At 29.5% G+C, this 19,721-nt stretch carries 19 protein-coding genes; 9 read left to right on the top strand and 10 right to left on the bottom strand.

Going from position 1 to position 19,721, the window contains the following annotated elements; genetic code table 11:
- Window position 1: 1 nt before the first annotated feature.
- Window positions 2-457, top strand: coding sequence for a DUF2147 domain-containing protein (locus L2Z92_RS12175; protein ID WP_236453569.1), 456 nt, complete (start codon window positions 2-4; stop codon window positions 455-457).
- Between the two features lie 53 nt (window positions 458-510).
- Complete coding sequence (locus tag L2Z92_RS12170; protein WP_236453553.1) at window positions 511-1,212, top strand: hypothetical protein; 702 nt, start codon at window positions 511-513, stop codon at window positions 1,210-1,212.
- Between the two features lie 14 nt (window positions 1,213-1,226).
- Here the strand turns inward: L2Z92_RS12170 and L2Z92_RS12165 are convergent, their stop codons facing one another.
- The 4 genes from L2Z92_RS12165 to L2Z92_RS12150 form a co-directional block, all read right to left on the bottom strand.
- Window positions 1,227-2,072 carry a hypothetical protein gene (locus L2Z92_RS12165; protein WP_236453550.1) on the bottom strand — a complete coding sequence of 282 codons (846 nt, stop codon included), beginning with the start codon at window positions 2,070-2,072 and terminating at the stop codon, window positions 1,227-1,229.
- Window positions 2,073-2,116: 44 nt separating this feature from the next.
- A complete protein-coding gene (locus L2Z92_RS12160; protein WP_236453548.1) occupies window positions 2,117-2,839 on the bottom strand; it encodes a hypothetical protein in 723 nt (240 codons plus the stop codon).
- 124 nt (window positions 2,840-2,963) lie between these two features.
- Window positions 2,964-5,387, bottom strand: a complete 2,424-nt coding sequence (locus L2Z92_RS12155) for a TonB-dependent receptor (protein WP_236453545.1) — start codon at window positions 5,385-5,387, stop codon at window positions 2,964-2,966.
- Window positions 5,388-5,435: 48 nt separating this feature from the next.
- Complete coding sequence (locus L2Z92_RS12150; RefSeq protein ID WP_236453543.1) at window positions 5,436-7,124, bottom strand: M23 family metallopeptidase; 1,689 nt, start codon at window positions 7,122-7,124, stop codon at window positions 5,436-5,438.
- Window positions 7,125-7,324: 200 nt separating this feature from the next.
- On the opposite strand from L2Z92_RS12150, the gene L2Z92_RS12145 reads away from it, so the two are divergent.
- From L2Z92_RS12145 to rny, 3 genes are all read left to right on the top strand, one after another.
- Complete coding sequence (locus L2Z92_RS12145) at window positions 7,325-7,615, top strand: hypothetical protein (RefSeq protein ID WP_236453540.1); 291 nt, start codon at window positions 7,325-7,327, stop codon at window positions 7,613-7,615.
- A 5-nt stretch (window positions 7,616-7,620) separates the two neighbouring features.
- Window positions 7,621-7,914: a cell division protein ZapA gene (locus L2Z92_RS12140; RefSeq protein ID WP_236453537.1), complete on the top strand. Its 294-nt coding sequence runs from the start codon at window positions 7,621-7,623 to the stop codon at window positions 7,912-7,914.
- A gap of 210 nt (window positions 7,915-8,124) precedes the next feature.
- Window positions 8,125-9,687, top strand: coding sequence for a ribonuclease Y (gene rny / locus L2Z92_RS12135; RefSeq protein WP_236453535.1), 1,563 nt, complete (start codon window positions 8,125-8,127; stop codon window positions 9,685-9,687).
- 105 nt (window positions 9,688-9,792) lie between these two features.
- Here rny and xerA read toward each other — a convergent pair whose 3' ends face one another.
- The 3 genes from xerA to L2Z92_RS12120 all read right to left on the bottom strand — a co-directional run bounded on the left by xerA (window position 9,793) and on the right by L2Z92_RS12120 (window position 12,257).
- On the bottom strand, window positions 9,793-10,692 hold the full coding sequence (xerA, locus tag L2Z92_RS12130) for a site-specific tyrosine recombinase/integron integrase (RefSeq protein ID WP_236453532.1): 900 nt from the start codon (window positions 10,690-10,692) through the stop codon (window positions 9,793-9,795).
- Between the two features lie 79 nt (window positions 10,693-10,771).
- Complete coding sequence (locus L2Z92_RS12125; RefSeq protein ID WP_236453529.1) at window positions 10,772-11,530, bottom strand: hypothetical protein; 759 nt, start codon at window positions 11,528-11,530, stop codon at window positions 10,772-10,774.
- 145 nt (window positions 11,531-11,675) lie between these two features.
- On the bottom strand, window positions 11,676-12,257 hold the full coding sequence (locus tag L2Z92_RS12120; RefSeq protein ID WP_236453526.1) for an outer membrane beta-barrel protein: 582 nt from the start codon (window positions 12,255-12,257) through the stop codon (window positions 11,676-11,678).
- Window positions 12,258-12,764: 507 nt separating this feature from the next.
- Between L2Z92_RS12120 and L2Z92_RS12115 the strand changes: the two genes are divergently transcribed.
- From L2Z92_RS12115 to L2Z92_RS12100, 4 genes are all read left to right on the top strand, one after another.
- The gene (locus tag L2Z92_RS12115) at window positions 12,765-13,307 is read left to right on the top strand and encodes a porin family protein (protein WP_236453523.1); all 543 of its coding nucleotides are present in this window, start codon (window positions 12,765-12,767) and stop codon (window positions 13,305-13,307) included.
- A 76-nt stretch (window positions 13,308-13,383) separates the two neighbouring features.
- Entirely contained in the window at window positions 13,384-13,797 is a 414-nt protein-coding gene (gene aroQ, locus L2Z92_RS12110; protein ID WP_236453520.1) for a type II 3-dehydroquinate dehydratase, read from the top strand.
- Between the two features lie 52 nt (window positions 13,798-13,849).
- Window positions 13,850-16,312 carry a DUF5686 and carboxypeptidase regulatory-like domain-containing protein gene (locus L2Z92_RS12105; protein WP_236453518.1) on the top strand — a complete coding sequence of 821 codons (2,463 nt, stop codon included), beginning with the start codon at window positions 13,850-13,852 and terminating at the stop codon, window positions 16,310-16,312.
- Between the two features lie 57 nt (window positions 16,313-16,369).
- Complete coding sequence (locus L2Z92_RS12100; protein ID WP_236453515.1) at window positions 16,370-16,792, top strand: hypothetical protein; 423 nt, start codon at window positions 16,370-16,372, stop codon at window positions 16,790-16,792.
- Window positions 16,793-16,866: 74 nt separating this feature from the next.
- On the opposite strand, the gene L2Z92_RS12095 is transcribed toward L2Z92_RS12100, so the two are convergent.
- The 3 genes from L2Z92_RS12095 to L2Z92_RS12085 all read right to left on the bottom strand — a co-directional run bounded on the left by L2Z92_RS12095 (window position 16,867) and on the right by L2Z92_RS12085 (window position 19,721).
- The gene (locus tag L2Z92_RS12095; RefSeq protein ID WP_236458855.1) at window positions 16,867-17,634 is read right to left on the bottom strand and encodes a sulfite exporter TauE/SafE family protein; all 768 of its coding nucleotides are present in this window, start codon (window positions 17,632-17,634) and stop codon (window positions 16,867-16,869) included.
- 76 nt (window positions 17,635-17,710) lie between these two features.
- Window positions 17,711-19,021 carry a UDP-N-acetylglucosamine 1-carboxyvinyltransferase gene (gene murA / locus L2Z92_RS12090; RefSeq protein WP_236453512.1) on the bottom strand — a complete coding sequence of 437 codons (1,311 nt, stop codon included), beginning with the start codon at window positions 19,019-19,021 and terminating at the stop codon, window positions 17,711-17,713.
- Window positions 19,022-19,025: 4 nt separating this feature from the next.
- Window positions 19,026-19,721, bottom strand: a complete 696-nt coding sequence (locus L2Z92_RS12085) for a DUF4290 domain-containing protein (RefSeq protein ID WP_236453492.1) — start codon at window positions 19,719-19,721, stop codon at window positions 19,026-19,028.

Below are 19,721 nucleotides of genomic sequence, written 5' to 3'. Positions count from 1 at the left end.
TATGAATAAAAAACCTTTTTTAACTATTGTTTCACTACTTATTTTAAGCGTATCACTTGGTTCGTTTACCGCTTTCAATAACAAAGCTGATGCTATTATTGGAAAATGGCTTACAGCTGGAGATGACAACGCTAAAGTTGAAATATTTAAATCGGGTTCAAAATATTATGGTAAAATTATTTGGCTACAAAATCCTATTAGAAATGGAGAAAAGGCTCTAGATGATAAAAATCCAGACAAAAGCAAACATAAAAACCCGATTATAGGTTTACAAATTATTTCGGGTTTTGAATACAATTCAGATGATGGTATTTGGGAAAACGGAAAAATTTATGATCCCGAATCTGGAAAAACATATAGTTGCAATATCAAGAAAGAAGGAGACAAATTAAAAGTTAGAGGTTATATCGGTTTTTCATTACTGGGTAGAACAGAAATTTGGACAAAAACCAATTAATTATACCATTTGTCTGAAAATTCACTATATTTGAGAATCATCATTTTCAAATCATGTATATAAATAGCTCAGATATTAGTCTATCAGACAATGACAACCTTATTGTTTGGAAATATTTAGATTTATCTAAGTTTTTAGACATGCTTCTTTCTGAAAAATTATTCATGTCTCGCTCTGATAAATTTGAAGATCAATACGAAGGCACTTTTTCCGAGCCTACCTTTGAAGAGATTAAGAAAATTGCAGCAAGCAATCCTAAGTTTTTAGATTACTATAAATCCCACAGAGAAAAAGTTGTTATTAGTAGTTGGCATGCGAACGAATATGAGTCTTTTGCTATGTGGCAAATTTTTACAAAAAACAATGAAGGCTTAGCAATTCAATCTACCATTGGGCGATTAAAAACAGCTTTAAAGGCAGAAAAGCATTTTGAACAACATATTGGCAACGTTAACTATATCGATTACAAAAAAGAATATATTCCTTTCGAAGATACTTTTTTTCCATTTTTATTCAAGCGTAAAAGTTTTCAATATGAAAGGGAAATTAGAATCATTTCCGATGTTAGTACTTCTAAAATATCATTGAATGATGGCTTAAAAATTGATGTTGACATTAATCAATTAATTGAAAAAGTCTATATTCATCCGAAAAGCGAAAATTGGTATAAAAATCTAGTTACTGAAATGGTAAAAAAATTAGGCTATACTATTTCAATAGAAAAATCGGATTTAGAAAGTGATATTTTGATTTAAAAGAAGATTGAAAGTTATTTAGTCAATATCCTATAAGCTAAACTATTATATAAGACATCTTTTCTATCAAGTTCAATAGTATTCCAAATTAGAATTTTATACTGAAAAAAATCTATGTAATTGATTTCAATTTCATTTCCAGCTACAAAAACAAAACCTTTTTTAATTTTTTGGATTCTAAACCTGAACTCATCCTTTACTTCTCTAATTGAATATTTTTTCAACAAATTACTTTTAACTTTATTAATTAAATCTTCATTCATAGTTAAAAATAAAATTGATATACCAGATTGATTTGCTTTTTCAATATTATCAAGTGCAGTTAGTATTCTAAAGTTTCTATACTCGTATTGAAGAATATCTCGTATAAGAGCATTTCCACACCAATAAAATTTTTTCTTATCCGTTTTATTAACTGTTTCTTCAAGACACTCTAAAGCTAATTGATATTCTTCCAACTCAAAATAAATATCTGACAACAGAAGCAATGATTTTTGCATAATTGTCGCATTACTTTGTAAAAAAAGGTTTTCTACTTCATAATCTTTTACAAAAACACTTTTATCGCATTTAAAATTGGTTTTAGGTCCTTCACTCTCACTTTTCAAAACTTGCAGCAAAACAGCTTTAGACTCTTCATGTTTATTTAACTGAAAAAGCGCATAAGCAATATTAAAATCAATTGCTTTAATGTAATAAAGCTCATTTTCATCTCCCTCTTTTAACTGCCTTATTTCAGCTAAGAATGTCTCGTAGTTTTCTTTATAATAAAGCTCGGATAATGCTACCGTTTTTTCACACAAACTTTCTTGAGAAAAGACTACTAACGGAATAAATAACAAAAACAGTATACTTTTCAAATTTTAAATATTTACTTGTTTTACGAAATAATAAAACTTCTAGCCTAGATAGGCATATACTCTTCAACTTTCCATTCGTCGGTTAAAAGGTTTACAAAATGATAATGCACTTTATCATTTTTATCAAAAGCTCCGTTCTTATTTATATCTTCAATACAACGTAAATACAAACGGTTTTGAGCTTCAATAATATTCCAATCGATTAGTTCTTGCAATGGTTCTGTTATTTTAGTAAATCGAGAACCGTCAACACTACTTAAGTATAAAGATTTAATGTCGTTTTGATCTATTTTACCATCTTTATTGGTATCATCATCTACTAATGTATATACTAAAATTTGTTTTCTTGCTTTTTCGGCAATTGTATTTAGGAATGTAACTGTCTGAATTTGAATTTTATCTTCCGTTAATGGCTTTACATTAGTAGAATCTATGTGTTGGAATTTCAAATTTTCAAAATATCCTGTCAATTCGAATCGGTTATAATTAGAAATAGCATAACTTACTTGATTAGTCTTACTTGAACCGTATACTTTACTATAATCATCGTATACACGAATATCTCCTACAGGGTGAATTAAAAATTTTGTTCCTTCCATTAAAATAGGTAAATCAGCAATTTTTATAGATGTAGAGTCAACCTTTTTTGGTTCTACATTGTCTTTTGCCTCTTCATAAATTACTTTTGGAGTTGGTTTTTCTTGCTCTTTACAACTTACTAAAAGTGCAATCGCTAAAAAAGGAATATAACATGAAATGATTCTCATAAATCTAAAATTTATTTTAAACTCTCAAACTCAACTTCTCTTTTATCTGCAATGATTTTTTCAAAAAGTCAATTATTGTTTGAAAATTATAGCCAAATATACTAATTTTTTAATTTCATTTAAACTACAAACGTGCAATTAACTTTACATTAAAAACTCGGGTTGTCATAAAGTTAGGTATTCCATATTGTGATTTCGTATAGACGTCTCTAACCCAAGTATTCGTAATTGCATTTTGATTATTGAATAGGTTAAAAATCTCTAATCCTAAAGATAATTCACTAAAAGGTTCTAACCATTTTTTCTCTGATTTAATCTTTTCATCTTTAAACACATAAGAAAATCCAGTATCGGCTCTTCTATAATCTTTTAAACGTAGTTGAAAATCGTATGGATCTGCATATGAAGGAGATCCGCCAGGTAATCCTGTATTATACACCAAATTTAAATATACTTTTACGTTTGGAATATTTGGCATATAATCTTGAAAAAGCAATCCGAATTTTAATCGTTGATCTGTTGGTCTTGCAATATAGCCTCTATCATTATAATTCTCTTCTGTTTTCAAGAAACCAAAACTAAACCATGATTCTGTTCCTGGAACAAACTCACCATTCAATCGAGCATCAAAGCCATAAACATAAGCTTTAGCATTATTATCTGCTCTATAACGAATTCGAACATTATCGATAGTATAAGCATTAACATCTGTTATATTCTTATAATAACCTTCTGTTAACAACTTAAATGGTCTGTTCCAAATTTTAAAACTATAGTCACTACTCAACACCAAATGAATTGATTTTTGTGCTTTCACATTTGGTTGCACTACTCCATCATAATCTCTTAACTCTCTATAGAACGGTGGCTGATTATACATACCTCCGGAAATTCTAAACAATACATCATTTTCCCAATCTGGTTTTAAAGAAAGCTGAACTCTTGGTGAAAATGTTATTTGACTATCTCCGTATATATTCCTTCCTGAAACTTGCCATTGGTGTGCACGAATACCAGCATTTAACCAATATTTATGTTCTCCTAAAAAACCTCTGTGATTCCATTGAGCATAACCAGAAAATCTATTAATCGTTGTGTAATTTGTAGCTCTAACATTTTTATATGGAGCAAGTGGTCCTGTATAAGGATTATACGGTTGATCATTTTGATACTCTAAAATTGGTGCCGGCAATGAAAAACCAGCAGAATCGACAACTTCCCATTCTACAATTCGATCTTTAATATCTTCTCGTGTATATTTAAATCCCCATTCTATTTGTGTTTTCTCATTGATTTCATGAAAACCTTTTGTTTCTGCATTAAAAATTAACGCATCTAAATCATTTCGTGCGTGATTTAATTGTGAGCCAATTCCTCTAGAAAAAGTAACATCTCCGAAAGTTTCAGAACCAATATTCGAATCGACTTCTCCCAAACGATATTGTGCTAAAATATCATAATATTCTTGTTCCTGAGTATGATAGGTTGATGCTATAAATTTTAATTTATTTTTAGTATTGTATTGATAGGTCGATTTAATAGCACCAAATACTGTCAGATATTCATCATTTTCTTGACCTTCATAAAAAACCAACAATGCAATTGGATCACTAATTGTTCCAAAATTTGTCTGTCTTGTTAAAGGCTTATAATTGTATGTGTTTTGTGAAATATTCCCTAAAAAACTCCAATTCCATTTTGTTGAAGCATTAAAATTTAATAATGTCTGAATATCAATAAATTTCGGTCTAAAATTAGTTTCCGTTTCCTGACTATTCACTAATAAGCTATTATCCCTGTATCGAACTCCTGTAATATTACTCCACTTTTGGTTCTTAGAAATCCCTTCAGCAGTAATTCCTCCGCCTAATAAACTAGCTTCAACACCTACTTTAAAGCGTTTTGGATTGCGATATGTTATATCTAGCACAGAAGACATTTTATCTCCATATTTTGCTTGAAAACCTCCTGCCGAAAAATCGACACTTTCCACCATATCTGTGTTTGTAAAACTAAGTCCTTCTTGTTGTCCTGAACGAATTAAAAAAGGTCGATATACTTCAATTTCATTTACATAAACTAAATTCTCATCATAATTTCCACCACGAACCGCATAGGATGTACTTAACTCATTGTTGGAATACACACCTGGTAATGTCTTTACAATATTCTCAATTCCTGCGTTTGCACCTGGAATTTTACGAATTAAAACAGGATCAATTGCTATTATTCCTTCTATTCTTTTCTTGTTATCGCCAGTAACAATCACTTCGCTAATTTGAGTAACTTTCGAATTCAAAACTGGATGAAATTCAAAATCTTCATTAGTTTTCAAATTAACTGTTAATGTAGCATCTTTGAAGGTTACATGAGAAAAAACGATTGTAATATCTTTATTTGCTGGTATTTCCAGCGAATAGAATCCATTAGCATTTGTAACTGTACCTGTTTCTCCAATTTTAACACTTACGTTTTCTATAGGACTATTAAACTCGTCTAATATAACTCCTTTTATCCTAGCAGTTTGCGCAACATTTAATTGTGCCAAAAAACAAAAAATCAATAAAAAAAATAGCTTTTTCAATTATTTAAATCTTTAATTATTCATAAAAAAATGTGACTCAAAGGTAGTTGAATTTTGCATATCATCTGTTACAACAACTTTAAAATCATTTCTTCCTTCACTATACATATTATCACTTAACGCATGAATTAGCTTTTTAGTCTTATAATCATACTCCATTAATATCCACTTTCCATTTAAATACCCATTATAAGAATCTATACCTGATATATTATCAGATATTGAAACACTTAATGTTTTCTGATTTTTTAAATTTTTACCTTCTACAAAATTTACATTATATATTCTCGGAGGCGTTGCATCTTGTGACAATTTATATTTATCTAAATAACGAACTCTTGCTGAAAATGTATTTCCTTTTCTATAGGTATTATTATAACTCAACCTATGACCGTCTAAAGACGCAATGAATGTTTTACTTAATTCCTCTTCAGTCAAACCTTCCACATTATTAAATGTGACTGTAATGTTTTTATGCACAGGAATATTTTCATTTGAAAAAGACAAAATACCATCTTTAACATCAAAATCAAAACTAAAATCGTCGTAAAATGCATTTTCTGGCACATAAACAGAAACATTTTCTTTTGTATAATTATTTTCAACTTTCGATTTTAATAAATAAGGCAAAACAGGCTCTTCCTTTAAAACTACACTATTTTGTTCCTGAAATTCAACAGGAATAATTAAAGTAGCTTTATTATTATGGTAATCTAAAATTTCTACTTTATAATTATAACTTGTATTGGGTTGCGGATTTATAACACCATTATTTTTACTCGATTTTATTACCGACAAAGGATAATCTGAATAATGAAACAACTTCTGAACTCTTTGTTTCATCTGCTTATATCGTTCATAGTCTATTAAATTATTAATATACCTGCTTTCATCAAAAGAAAAAGTTTCAAAATCATATTGATAATATAAAACTCCATTCAAATAAGCATTGACTTTAAAAACACCATTCTTATTGTATGGATTAGTACAATAATCATAAGCATTTATCCCAAAACCAACTTTGCCTTTCACAACAACTTTAGAAGCTAAATAAGTACCATCTGCTTGCTTATTGTATGATATTGCTACAGGCTTATTAGACGCATTGACAATTGAATTATCGATAGGATAAGCAACAATACCTTGCAAAAAAGGGTCTTTTGTATCCTTGGCAAATTTATTGAATCCAAAATATAAAGGATTTACGACATGCTCTGTACTACTATCTCTAAATTCAAAATGCAAATGAGGTCCACCACTACCACCAGAATTCCCAGAAAAAGCAATAACGTCACCTTGTTTAACAGGCAATTCGGAAGCACTAGGAAACATTTCCACCTCAAACGAGTTTTGTTTATACTGTATTTTTCTAATATACTCCTCTATAGCTCCATTCGCTCTTTGCAAATGACCATACACAGTTGTATACCCATTTGGGTGAGTTATATATATAGCTTTTCCATAACCAAATGTTGATATTTTAATTCTAGAAACATAACCATCACCAACAGCAAAAACATCTAAACCTTCTCTTTTATTCGTTTTTAAATCCAAACCTGCATGAAAATGATTACTTCGCAACTCCCCAAAAGAACCAGAAACATCTAGTGGAATTGATAATGGAGAAATAAAATCTGTAGGATAATCTTTTTGTGCAAATGTAATTGATGAAAGAAATAGGATTAAAAATAGCTTGTTCATGTTTGTGATTATTGTATATATTGCTAAAGTTATGAAAAAAATTAGTCACAAATATACGTAAGAAAAAACCCATTTCATAACTACTTAATAACCAAATTATTAAAAATAAAATAAAATTTTATGCAATTTTTTTTAAAAAGTATTGTTATTATCCAATAGTAATACTAATTTTGTAGAAATAGAAATGAATTTTATCATTCATGAATGGATTGTCTGAATTAATTGATTCTCTTGAAATTAAGTTTTTTAAGCTTAACCAAAAGTTAATAAAACTAGAGAGAAGAAACACGGAATTGTTAGAAAAAATTAAAGAGTCTGAATATATTCAGACGCGACAATCAAATGAAATTGCAACTCTTAGGAGTCAGTTGGATGATTTAAAAATGGTAAATTCTCTATTAGGCAGTGAAGAAAACAAAAGAGAAACGAAGCTCAAAATAAATTCATTAATTCGAGAAATCGATTATTGCATAGCACAACTTTCTGATTAGAAAGCATGAGTGAAAAATTAAAGATAAAAATATCAATTGCAGACAGAGTCTATCCTTTAACGATAGAAGAGACTCAGGAAGAAGCCTTAAGAAGTGCTTCTAAAAAAATTGATGTGATGATTAAACAATTTGAACAAAGCTATGCCGTTAGAGACAAGCAAGATGTTTTAGCAATGTGCGCATTACAATTTGCATCTCAAGTTGAACAAAAACAATTGGATGTTTCACAAAATCATGATTCATCCTTTGATCGATTGAAGAATTTAGATAAAAAACTGAGTGAATTACTCTCAAAATAAAAACGTTCATACATAATAAAATAAGATACTGCCTACATTAGTATATATTTGATAAACTCAACACTAACAAATTAAAATGAGTGAATCTTCGTAACTATTGCAAGCCCTTCAGTGGGAAGCATGAAATACGAGTTAGCTCAAAACTTGTCTTTACGAGTTTATACAAACACCTAATGTAGGCTTTTTTTATATATAATTTTTACAAACAACATGGATATAGTAAGTATAATAATAGGGGTTTTTGTAGGTATTGGAGTAGGATTTGGAATTGCAAAATTTTTAGAAAAAAGCAATGTATCTACTTTAATAAAAAATGCAAAAAAAGAAGCCTCATCTATTTTAAAAGATGGTAAGGCTGAAGCCGAATCTATAAAAAAGGACAAGATCCTTCAAGCGAAAGAGAAATTCTTAGAATTAAAAACAGAACACGAACAAGTTATTTTGTCTCGCGATAAAAAAATGGCAGATGCTGAAAAAAGAACTAGAGACAAAGAATCTCAAGTTTCTAATGAATTAGCAAAAACAAAAAGACTAAACGACGAGGCTGAATCTAAGATTACTGATTACAATAACAGAATTGAATTCTTAGAAAAGAAACAACAAGAAATTGACAAATTACACAAAAGTCAAGTTGAGCAATTAGAAGTTATATCTGGACTTTCTGCTGACGAAGCTAAAAACCAAATAGTAGAAAGCTTAAAAGCAGAAGCTAAAACAGCTGCAATGTCATTTATTCAAACTACAATTGAAGAATCAAAAATGACTGCTCAGCAAGAAGCTAAAAAAATAATCATTAACACAATTCAAAGAGTTGGTACAGAAGAAGCAGTAGAAAACTGTGTATCTGTATTCAATATCGAATCTGATGATGTTAAAGGAAGAATTATTGGTAGAGAAGGAAGAAACATTAGAGCTTTAGAAGCAGCAACAGGTGTTGAAATTATTGTTGATGACACACCAGAAGCAATTATACTTTCATGTTTCGATCCAGTAAGAAGAGAAATTGCTCGTTTAGCATTACATAAATTAGTTACTGACGGAAGAATTCACCCTGCAAGAATTGAAGAAATCGTTTCTAAAACACAAAAACAAATTGAAGAGGAAATTATAGAAGTTGGTAAACGTACAGTTATTGACTTAGGAATTCATGGATTGCACCCTGAATTGATCAAAATAGTAGGAAGAATGAAGTACCGTTCTTCATACGGACAAAACTTACTACAACACTCTAGAGAAGTTGCTAACCTTTGTGGTATAATGGCTGCTGAACTAGGACTAAACGTTAAATTAGCTAAAAGAGCTGGTTTATTACACGATATTGGAAAAGTTCCAGATACTGAAAGCGAATTACCTCATGCTATTTTAGGTATGCAATGGGCTGAAAAATATGGTGAAAAAGAAGAAGTTTGTAATGCTATTGGTGCTCACCATGATGAAATTGAAATGAAATCTTTAATATCTCCAATTATCCAAGTTTGTGATGCTATTTCTGGTGCAAGACCTGGAGCAAGAAGACAAGTTTTAGATTCCTACATCCAAAGGTTAAAAGATTTAGAAGAAATCGCATTTGGTTTTACTGGTGTTAAAAATGCATACGCTATTCAAGCTGGTAGAGAACTACGTGTAATTGTAGAAAGCGAAAAAGTAAGTGACGAAATGGCTTCAAGTTTATCTTTTGAAATTTCACAAAAAATTCAAACAGAAATGACTTATCCTGGTCAAGTAAAAATTACAGTAATTAGAGAGACTAGAGCTGTTAATATCGCAAAATAGTATTCAATTTAAGAAATAGTAGATACGATAATAAACAAAAATCGCATTAATGAAAATTAATGCGATTTTTGTTTATTTATAACTATATCATACTTATCAATACGTTTATTTCCTAGGATGAAAATTATTCAAGACATCGGCTAGAAACTTAGTATCTAAATGCATATAAATTTCTGTTGTAGTTATCGACTCATGTCCTAGCATTAATTGAATAGAACGCAAATCTGCTCCATTTTCAAGTAAATGCGTAGCAAAAGAATGCCTAAAAGTATGCGGACTAATTACTTTTGCTAAATTAATTTTCTTAGCCAAATCTTTTATGATAGTAAATATCATTGCTCGCGTTAACTGCTTTCCTCTTCTATTTAAAAACAAAGTGTCTTCAAAGCCTTTTTGAACATTTACCTGAACACGAATTTGTTCTTTATATATTGTTATATACTTTTCTGTTGATTTACTTAAAGGCACAAAACGTTGTTTATCTCCTTTACCTGTAACTTTTAAAAAACCTTCTTCAAAAAACAAATCAGAAATTTTCAATGCTACTAACTCAGAAACACGAAGACCGCAACTATAAAGAGTTTCCAATATTGCTCTATTCCTTTCCCCTTCAAAACTTGACAAATCAATAGCTCCAATTAGATTGTCAATTTCCTCTATAGAAAGCGTATCTGGCAACTTTCTTCCTGTCTTAGGTACTTCTATCAATTCCATTGGAGTCGTATCTCTATAATCCTCAAAAACTAAGTAATTAAAGAAACTTTTCAATCCAGAAATTATCCTTGCTTGACTTTTCGCATTCACTTTAGAAGAAACATCATAAATAAATTGTTGGATTATTTCTTCTGAAATGAGAATAGGAGATTCAGTTATTTTATTTTCCGATAGAAACATCAATAGTTTCTCTATATCAAAAGAATAATTTTCAATTGTATTCTCAGAAAGACCTCTTTCTAATTTTAGATAGTTTCTATATTCTTTAATATAAGATTGCCAATTGCTCATAAGCCAAAAGTATCAAAAAAAGACATAAAAAAATCCCGAATCTATCGGGATTTTAATAATTATTATATTTTCTTTCTGATTAGAAATGTAATGTTAAATTAATTGAAGCAATACCAACATTTCCTAAACCAAAAGAAGAGCCTTTACTTCCATCAACAGTTACAGGATCTGCTGTACCAGTTTGAGTCGTAGTCTTAGCTTTCCCTTTAAGATCAAAACCTACTCTGTAAGTATATTGAGCTCCAATCGCAAATTTTGGAAAAATAAAATATTCAGCACCAATAAAACCTTGAACTCCCAAACCTAAAGATAATCCTGACTTAAATTCATTACTATCAACAAAATTACCATCAACATCAAAGTTTTCAGTCTTTGTTTTATTTGAACTTGCAGTTATTAATGCATCAGCACCATAAAAACCTTGCAAACGCGTATTTCCTTTTCTCCATTCTTGACCTAAACCTAAAGCAACATCAAAAGCACTACTCTTAATTTCTTCAGTAGCACCAGCACCAGCTGGATTAGTATCGGAATCAGAACCAAATCCTAAATTAGCAACAACTCTATATGCTTTTTTATCAGATTTAAACATTTTCCCAACAAATGTATTATTTCTCACATAATCAACTTCAGGACCTCTATTATCAGCAGTCCCATTAAAAGAGTTACCAATATATTCAAAAATACCGTCAGCATTAAAGCTAATCGCCCAGTCATCCATTTCTGGCAAATAATTTTCACCTTTACTAGAAAGGATTGGATTAACTAAAATTTCATCTTGAGCATTAGCTACACTAAACGTATATAATGCAATTACAGATAGTAATAATTTTTTCATTTTTGTTTATTTTTATAATTCATTTTTAATGATGCAAAACTATAAAAAAAATAAATGTAAAACAGAAAAAAAAGAATGAAATACGCCACTTTATGAAATAAAAAATCCCGCAAAAGCGGGATTTCTATCTATTAATCCTTTATAATTAGAATTTATAAACTAATCCTAAATTAATTGAACTCATGTCAACTGCTAAACCAAATGAATTTTGAGCATCTGCTCCGTCAGCATCTAATTTTCTAGAGTTATATCCTAATCCAGCCCATCCTGCTTCAATAGCAAAATTATCAGATAAGAAATAATTAACACCAACTCCAGCATTAACACCAAAACTAGTATATTTAGTTTCTATGTTAGTAACAGTTTCTCTTTTTTCATTACCAAAACCAACAGCTAATTCTCCAAAAACAGAAAATTTAGATGCAGGAGTAAAATAATAACGTCCAAAAACATCTGCTCCAAATTCAGAATAAGTAGTTTCAGTAGTTTCTTCACCGCTAACAATATTCAATCTTACTCCAGCAGCAATGTTTTCAGTTAAAAAATAACCAGCAGCTGGTGAAAAAGTGAACTCGTTAGATTTAGCGTCACCTTGCTTAGTTGAATCAAAACCAACAGATCCAGAAATAAAAACATCACCTTTAGAAAACCCAGCTCCTTCTCCTTCTTGTGCATTTGCAAAAGTAAATGCAAAAACTGCTACTGCAGATAATACTAATTTTTTCATTTTATTTTAATTTAAATTTTGAGACTACAAAACTATATAAAACTTTAAAAAAAAGCATAAGAAAGTTACTACTTTAACACTTTTCTCATTTAAAAAAATATAAAAAAACCAAATGAAGCAATGTAAAAAAAACTTAAAAAACTGTACAACAAACAAATAGAACCATTTTTAAGAAAAAATTACAGCCTACTAAAACGATAAAAACACAGAATAAATAAAAATAATAGATTAAAAATTATTTTTTCAATTATTTTTATGACTTAAATTGAATAATTAAAACAATAAATCCTAATTTATATAATAAAACAACTAAATAAAACCAATATCTATATAAAAAAATAATTCCAAATTTTATCATTAACATATCAACAACCTTTTAATCGGTGAAAAATAGCTTTTAATCGATCACCTTTATTAAATATTTTACTTCTAAATATAATTTTAAGGAACTATTCAACGTTTTAATTAATACAAACTGTTGTTTTTAACCTATTAAATTAAGTTTATATGAAAAAAGTAGTTTTTATCTTACTTCTGAGTGTAATAACTATGAATAGTTTTTACGCACAAACATTAAAAATTGGTATTAAAGGTGGTCTAAATTATGCCAATTTAACAGACACTTCTATTAAAACTGATGCAATAACTAGTTATCATGCTGGTTTAATCGGAGAAATTTCTCTTTCAGATTCGTTTGCCTTGCAACCTGAATTACTATATTCTACTCAAGGTGCTTCCTATAAGAACGCAATTGGTGAATTCAAAAATGAGTTAGGTTACATTTCAATTCCTCTTTTAGCAAAAATTAACCTTAATAAAAGTATTAGTTTAGAAATGGGTCCACAAGCATCATTTTTATTAAGCAAAAAAGACGAATTCAATCTAAATGATTACAATTCATTTGATTTTAGCGTGAATGGTGGACTAGGACTTAAGTTGACAAAATCTTTATTTATTCAAGCAAGATATAATCTTGGATTAAGTGAGATATCAAAAAATGCTGATGCTAAAAACAGTGTTTTTCAACTATCTGCAGGAATACTTTTTTAAATTAATCATAAACTTTATATAAAACCATTCAACTAATGAATGGTTTTTTTATTTTTACTCAAATTCTTAAAGTCCTATGAAATTATTAATTCTAAATGGTCCTAATCTTAATTTATTAGGAAAACGTGAACCTGAAATTTATGGTAGTCTAACCTTTGAAGATTATCTTGAGCAATTAAAAACCAGTTTCAATACTATTAATTTTGATTATTATCAAAGTAATATTGAAGGAGAAATTATCAATAAACTACATGAAGTTGGTTTTAGTTATGATGGGATTATTTTAAATGCAGGTGCTTATACTCATACATCAATCGGAATTGGAGATGCTATAAAAGGAATTACAACTCCAGTAATAGAAGTACACATATCAAACACTTTTTCGAGAGAATCATTTAGACATCAATCTTATATTTCTCCTAATGTAAAAGGAATCATTATTGGTTTCGGAATGGAAAGTTACAAATTAGCTGTTCAATCGTTTCTATAAAACTCGTACAACCCTTGATACTTTAAACTCGTCTATTAAATAAAACTCCTTTATGAAAAAATTATTCGCTTTATTATTTTTATTATTTAATAGTATTCTATTCTCTCAAATTAGAGGAACTGTTACTGATGTTAATGGAGAACCTCTTCCTTTTGTAAATATATATGTTGAGAATACTTATATAGGTACCACTACAAATGAAAAAGGAAAATATGAGTTAAATTATAACACTACAAATAATGTTTCGTTATTATTTCAATATTTAGGATATAAAACACAAAAACAAAGTTTAAATATCGCTTCATTTCCGCACGAGTTCAATGTTGTTCTTGAAGAAGAAAATCTACAACTCAAAGAAGTTGTTTTACTAAACGGAATTAACCCAGCTAATGAAATTATAAAAAAAGCAATTGCTAATAAAAAAATTAATGCTGCAAAAACAGATAAATTTGAAGCTGATTTCTATTCAAGAGGAATTTTCAAGGTAAAAGATATTCCTGAAAAATTTATGGGTATGGAAATTGGAGACATTGATGGAAGTTTAGATTCTACTCGTAGTGGTGTTATTTATTTATCGGAAACTGTTTCTAAAATAAAATTTGAAAAACCAGACAACCTCAAAGAAGAGATTATTGCTTCTAAAGTTGCTGGAAACAATAATGGATTCAGTTATAATACTGCATTAAGTACTAATTATGATTTCTATGAAAACTATGTCGAATTTGGCATTAATATGGTTTCGCCCATAGCAGACAATGCTTTCAATTACTATAAATATAAATTAGAAGGGAGTTTTTATGACGACAAAAATCAACTTATAAACAAAATAAGTGTAACTGCTAAAAGAGACAAAGAACCTGTTTTTGAAGGTTTTATCTATATTGTTGAAGATACTTGGGCTATTTTTGGAATAGATTTGGATATTAAAGGATACCGAATGCAACAACCTATTTTAGAGACAATGAAATTAACTCAAAATTTCAGCTACAATAAAGACTCTAAAATTTGGGTAAAGAACGTTCAATCTTTAGACTTTGATGCTGGAATTTTCGGAATGAAATTTACTGGGAAATACACCCATGTATTTAGTAATTATATTTTCAAAGACAATTTTGAAAAGAAAACATTCGGAAGAGAAATTGTTTCTTTTGCTGACAATGCTAATAAAAAAGAGGATTCTTTTTGGCAAACCAATAGACCTGTTCCATTAACAGATGAAGAAAGCTACAATTACATAAAGAAAGATAGTATACAAACTATTAGAGAGTCAAAAACGTACTTAGACTCTTTAGATACTAAGTCGAATAAATTTAAAGTTTTTGACATTATAAGTGGTTATTCCTATAAAAATACGCATGAAAAATGGAATTTAAGCTATAAAGGACTATTAGATTTTTCTTCTTTAAGTTTTAATACTGTTCAAGGATGGAATTTAGATAGCGGTTTTTCATTTAGAAAATGGAATGATGAAAACGGAAAATTTACTTCAATAAATTCTACTTTCAATTATGGTATTGCAGAAGATAGACTACGAGTTACTGGAACCTTTTATCATCGATTTAATACTATAAACAATGCCAATTTATCAATTACTGGAGGAAGCAAAGTCAGTCAATTCAATGAAAACGAACCTATTTCAAATTTTATAAATTCAATAAGCACTTTGTTTTTCAAAAACAATTTTATGAAATTATATAATAAGGAATTCGCAGAAATTAATTACGGACGAGAAATTGTTAATGGAATTTATGCTAACGGGAAAGTTTCTTACGAGAATAGACATTCTTTATTTAACACTACAGACTATACTGTGATTAAAAACGATGATTTATACACTTCTAACGATCCTTTACAACCTCATAATTACTCTTCTGGATTTGAAAAACACAGTATTTACAAAGCAAGCATTTCTACAAGAATACGTTTTGGTCAGAAATATATTTCGAGACCCAATGGAAAAATAAACATCCAGAACGATGACTATCCTATTTTAAGCTTTGCTTATGAAAAAGGCTTTGGTGGTTCTAATTCAAATTATAATCATGATTTTGTTGCAGCAAGAGTAGATTATAACAAAACACTTGGAAACAAAGGAGATTTTTCTGCGAATATTAGAGGTGGAAAGTTTTTTAATGCCGATAACATTTCGTTTATAGATTATAAACATTTTAACGGAAACGAAACACATGTAAATTTTAGAGGAAATTATACTAATGCTTTTAACCTTTTATCATACTATACTCATTCTACGAATGATGCTTATGTTGAAACACATTTGCAGCATAATTTTAAAGGTTATATTATGAATAAAATCCCTTTAATTAACAAATTGCAATGGAACTTAGTTGGTGGTTTTCATCAAATTAATGTTCCTAATACTAAACCTTATCAAGAGTTTAGTGTTGGTTTTGACAATATTGGTTTTGGTAAATTTCGCTTTTTACGAATTGACTATGTGAGAGCGTATCAAAATGGTTTTCAAGGAGATGGGATATTATTTGGTCTAAGATTTTAAGGTTAATTGATGATTTTTTATTAAATTAGTGATTATTAACCAATTAACTTTTAAATTATGTCTAAACCTAACCTTTCTTTTTGGATTATTAGTGTGCTTTCACTTATTTGGAACCTAATGGGTGTTAATCAATATATACAACAAGCATACAGAACCGATAGTTTTAAAGCAATGTATACCGAAGCGCAACTTGTTACAATTTCTAACACTCCAACTTGGGCTGTAGCAGCTTTTGCAATTGCAGTTTTCTGTGGTGCTTTAGGTTGTGCTTTGCTATTACTACGCAAAAAATGGTCGCAAGTATTTTTACTTTTATCCGTAGTTGGTGTCGTTGTACAAATGTTTTATAATTTATTCATAATAAAGTCTGCTTCAATTTATGGCCCAGGAGCGATTATTATGACCATAATGATACTTGTAGTGGCATTGTTTTTATATTGGTATTCTAAATTTGCAGAAAAAAGAAATTGGATTTCTTAAATTCATTTTAACAGATTACCATTTAAAAGAAACTCCTGTTTTTCATAGAAAAACAGGAGTTTCTTTACTTTTTACTATCCAAGAAAAACATCATAGCCAAAACGTAATAGTGCAATACCAACTATTACTAAAAAAATAACTCTAATAAATGAATTACCTTTCGAAATCGCCAATCTCGCTCCAATCCAAGCACCTAATGCATTACATATTGCCATAGGAATTGCAATTGACCATATTATTTTTCCCTTAATTACGAATAATGATATAGAACCGATATTTGTTGCTAGATTGGCCAACTTAGCATATGCAGATGCTTTTAAAAAATCAAAACCTAAGATAGCAATAAAAGCCATAATGAGTAAGCTTCCCGTTCCTGGCCCTATAAAACCATCATAGAAACCAATTACTACACAAATTAGTATTGCGAAAAAATATTGCTTTTTTTTACTTAAAGTGCTAATCTGAAACTGACCAAAATCTTTTTTCTTGTAAGTATAAATCATCAATAAAACGAGTATTACAAAAAGTACAGGTTTCATGAAATCGCTTTTCATTATATTTAACAAGCTAGAACCTAAATAGGCAAAAACAAATGAAACGAAAGCCATTATTACAAACAACTTCCAATTGACTTTTACTTTTTTCAAATATTGATAAGTAGCGATACTTGTTCCGCTTAAGGCAGGGATTTTCAAAGTCCCTATAACATGAGCAACGCTCAAATTGGGTAACATTATTAACGCAGCAGGTGTTTGAATTAATCCACCACCTCCGACAATTGCATCTATAAAACCTGCAACAAATGCGGCTAAACAAAGCATCAACAAACAATAAAACTCTATTTCCATGGCATTAAAAAAGCTAAACCCAAAATATTGAGTTTAGCTATATAATTTAAAATTCAATAATTACCTATTATTAAATACGAACAATACTAGCTCCAATTGCTGTTAATCGTTCTCCTATTCTTTCGTATCCTCTATCAATTTGCTCAATATTTTGAATCGTACTTGTTCCTTTCGCAGAAAGAGCAGCTATTAATAATGAAACTCCTGCTCTAATATCTGGAGATGTCATTGTTGTTGCCTTTAATTGCGATTGAAAATTATGTCCTATAACAATTGCTCTGTGCGGATCGCAAAGTATAATTTTTGCTCCCATATCAATTAGTTTGTCTACAAAAAACAAACGGCTTTCAAACATTTTTTGATGTATTAAAACTTCTCCTTTTGCTTGAGTAGCAACAACTAAAACAATACTCAATAAATCGGGTGTAAAACCAGGCCAAGGAGCATCTGCAATCGTTAGTATAGAACCGTCAATATCCGTTTTTATTTGATAACCATCTTTATGAGCTGGAATAAATATATCGTCTCCTTTTCTTTCAAGAGTAATACCTAATTTTCTAAATACACTTGGAATTTGTCCTAAATTATCCCAGCTTACATCTTTAATTGTAATCTCACTTCTTGTCATAGCCGCAAGACCAATCCAAGAACCAATTTCAATCATATCTGGTAAAATTCTATGTTCGCAACCACCAAGTTCCTCTACTCCTTCAATTATTAATTTATTCGACCCTACTCCTGCAATTTTTGCACCCATTGAATTTAACATGGTACATAATTGTTGTAAATATGGTTCGCAAGCTGCATTATAAATTGTTGTTGTTCCTTCTGCTAAAACAGCAGCCATTACAATATTTGCTGTCCCAGTTACTGAAGCTTCATCGAGCAACATATAAGTTCCTTTTAACCTTTCTGTTCTTTCAACACCATAAAAGTGATCTTCTCTGTTGTATCTAAATTTCGCACCTAAGTTTATAAAACCTTCAAAATGAGTATCTAATCTTCTTCTTCCAATTTTATCTCCTCCTGGTTTAGGAATATATCCTTTTCCAAAACGAGCTAATAATGGCCCTACAATCATGATAGAACCACGCAATGAACCACCTTCTTTTTTGAACGCTTCAGTTTCAAGATAACCTATGTTAACTTCATCTGCTTGAAAAGTATATGATCCGTGTCCGTTTTTTTTAATCTTAACACCTAAATTTCCTAATAATGTAATTAATTTACTTACATCTATAATGTCTGGAATATTAGTAATTGTAACCTTTTCTGGTGTTAATAAAACAGTACATAGCACCTGTAATGCTTCATTTTTTGCTCCTTGAGGTGTTATTTCTCCTTTTAATGTTTTTCCTCCTTCTATTTGAAATGTTCCCATGAACTTATTTGCGTTTTATATTTTTAGGATTTATACTTTTCTTTTTATGAATGCTTTTAGAAACAGTATTTTTATTTGAACCAAACTGAGATTTATTCGACATCTTTTTATTCACCTTCATCAAATTGTGTGAGTTTAAAAGCTCTTCATTTGATTTTAAAAGATTTATTTCTCCTTTCGAAAGTTCATATAAATGATTAAAAATAACTTCATCTTCAACAGTTTCTTTATTCCAACTTAAATAGCATTTTTTCATATGATTTGCTATTACAAGAATTAAGGCACTTTTCATATCGCCGTCTTCCCATTTAACAGCTACATCTATCATATACTTGATATTGTTACCATAAAAACGATATTTTGGAAAATTTTGAGGATATTTTAAAGTTTCTGGTCTTTGATTTAAAACTTCTCTAGAAGGAATTGGATAGGGTGAATCTACATCTAATCTAAAATCAGACATTATAAACAATTGGTCCCAAAGTTTATGTTGAAAATCTGGTACATCTCTTAAATGCGGATTTAATGTCCCCATTACAGAAATGACATATTTTGCGGCTTTGTTACGCTCTTCTTTATCTTCTATTTCAGCAACTTGATCAATTACCTTCTGTAAATGCCTTCCATACTCTGGAATTATTAATTGTTCTCTAAAAGAATTATATTCTAATTGTGATACTGCTTCAATTTTCACTTCCAT

The organism is Flavobacterium jumunjinense (assembly GCF_021650975.2).
GTDB lineage: Bacteria > Bacteroidota > Bacteroidia > Flavobacteriales > Flavobacteriaceae > Flavobacterium > Flavobacterium jumunjinense.
Note: the sequence above shows the minus strand (reverse complement) of the source record. Positions and strands in the feature narration are given on the sequence as shown.

Bases quoted from the DNA above. Each gene is read 5' to 3' on its own strand.
- L2Z92_RS12175 (WP_236453569.1), top strand. From the start codon at position 2: ATGAATAAAAAACCTTTTTTAACTATTGTTTCACTACTTATTTTAAGC.
- L2Z92_RS12170 (WP_236453553.1), top strand. From the start codon at position 511: ATGTATATAAATAGCTCAGATATTAGTCTATCAGACAATGACAACCTT.
- L2Z92_RS12160 (WP_236453548.1), bottom strand. From the start codon at position 2,839: ATGAGAATCATTTCATGTTATATTCCTTTTTTAGCGATTGCACTTTTA.
- L2Z92_RS12150 (WP_236453543.1), bottom strand. From the start codon at position 7,124: ATGAACAAGCTATTTTTAATCCTATTTCTTTCATCAATTACATTTGCA.
- L2Z92_RS12145 (WP_236453540.1), top strand. From the start codon at position 7,325: ATGAATGGATTGTCTGAATTAATTGATTCTCTTGAAATTAAGTTTTTT.
- L2Z92_RS12140 (WP_236453537.1), top strand. From the start codon at position 7,621: ATGAGTGAAAAATTAAAGATAAAAATATCAATTGCAGACAGAGTCTAT.
- rny (WP_236453535.1), top strand. From the start codon at position 8,125: ATGGATATAGTAAGTATAATAATAGGGGTTTTTGTAGGTATTGGAGTA.
- xerA (WP_236453532.1), bottom strand. From the start codon at position 10,692: ATGAGCAATTGGCAATCTTATATTAAAGAATATAGAAACTATCTAAAA.
- L2Z92_RS12125 (WP_236453529.1), bottom strand. From the start codon at position 11,530: ATGAAAAAATTATTACTATCTGTAATTGCATTATATACGTTTAGTGTA.
- L2Z92_RS12120 (WP_236453526.1), bottom strand. From the start codon at position 12,257: ATGAAAAAATTAGTATTATCTGCAGTAGCAGTTTTTGCATTTACTTTT.
- L2Z92_RS12115 (WP_236453523.1), top strand. From the start codon at position 12,765: ATGAAAAAAGTAGTTTTTATCTTACTTCTGAGTGTAATAACTATGAAT.
- aroQ (WP_236453520.1), top strand. From the start codon at position 13,384: ATGAAATTATTAATTCTAAATGGTCCTAATCTTAATTTATTAGGAAAA.
- L2Z92_RS12105 (WP_236453518.1), top strand. From the start codon at position 13,850: ATGAAAAAATTATTCGCTTTATTATTTTTATTATTTAATAGTATTCTA.
- L2Z92_RS12100 (WP_236453515.1), top strand. From the start codon at position 16,370: ATGTCTAAACCTAACCTTTCTTTTTGGATTATTAGTGTGCTTTCACTT.
- murA (WP_236453512.1), bottom strand. From the start codon at position 19,021: ATGGGAACATTTCAAATAGAAGGAGGAAAAACATTAAAAGGAGAAATA.
- L2Z92_RS12085 (WP_236453492.1), bottom strand. From the start codon at position 19,721: ATGGAAGTGAAAATTGAAGCAGTATCACAATTAGAATATAATTCTTTT.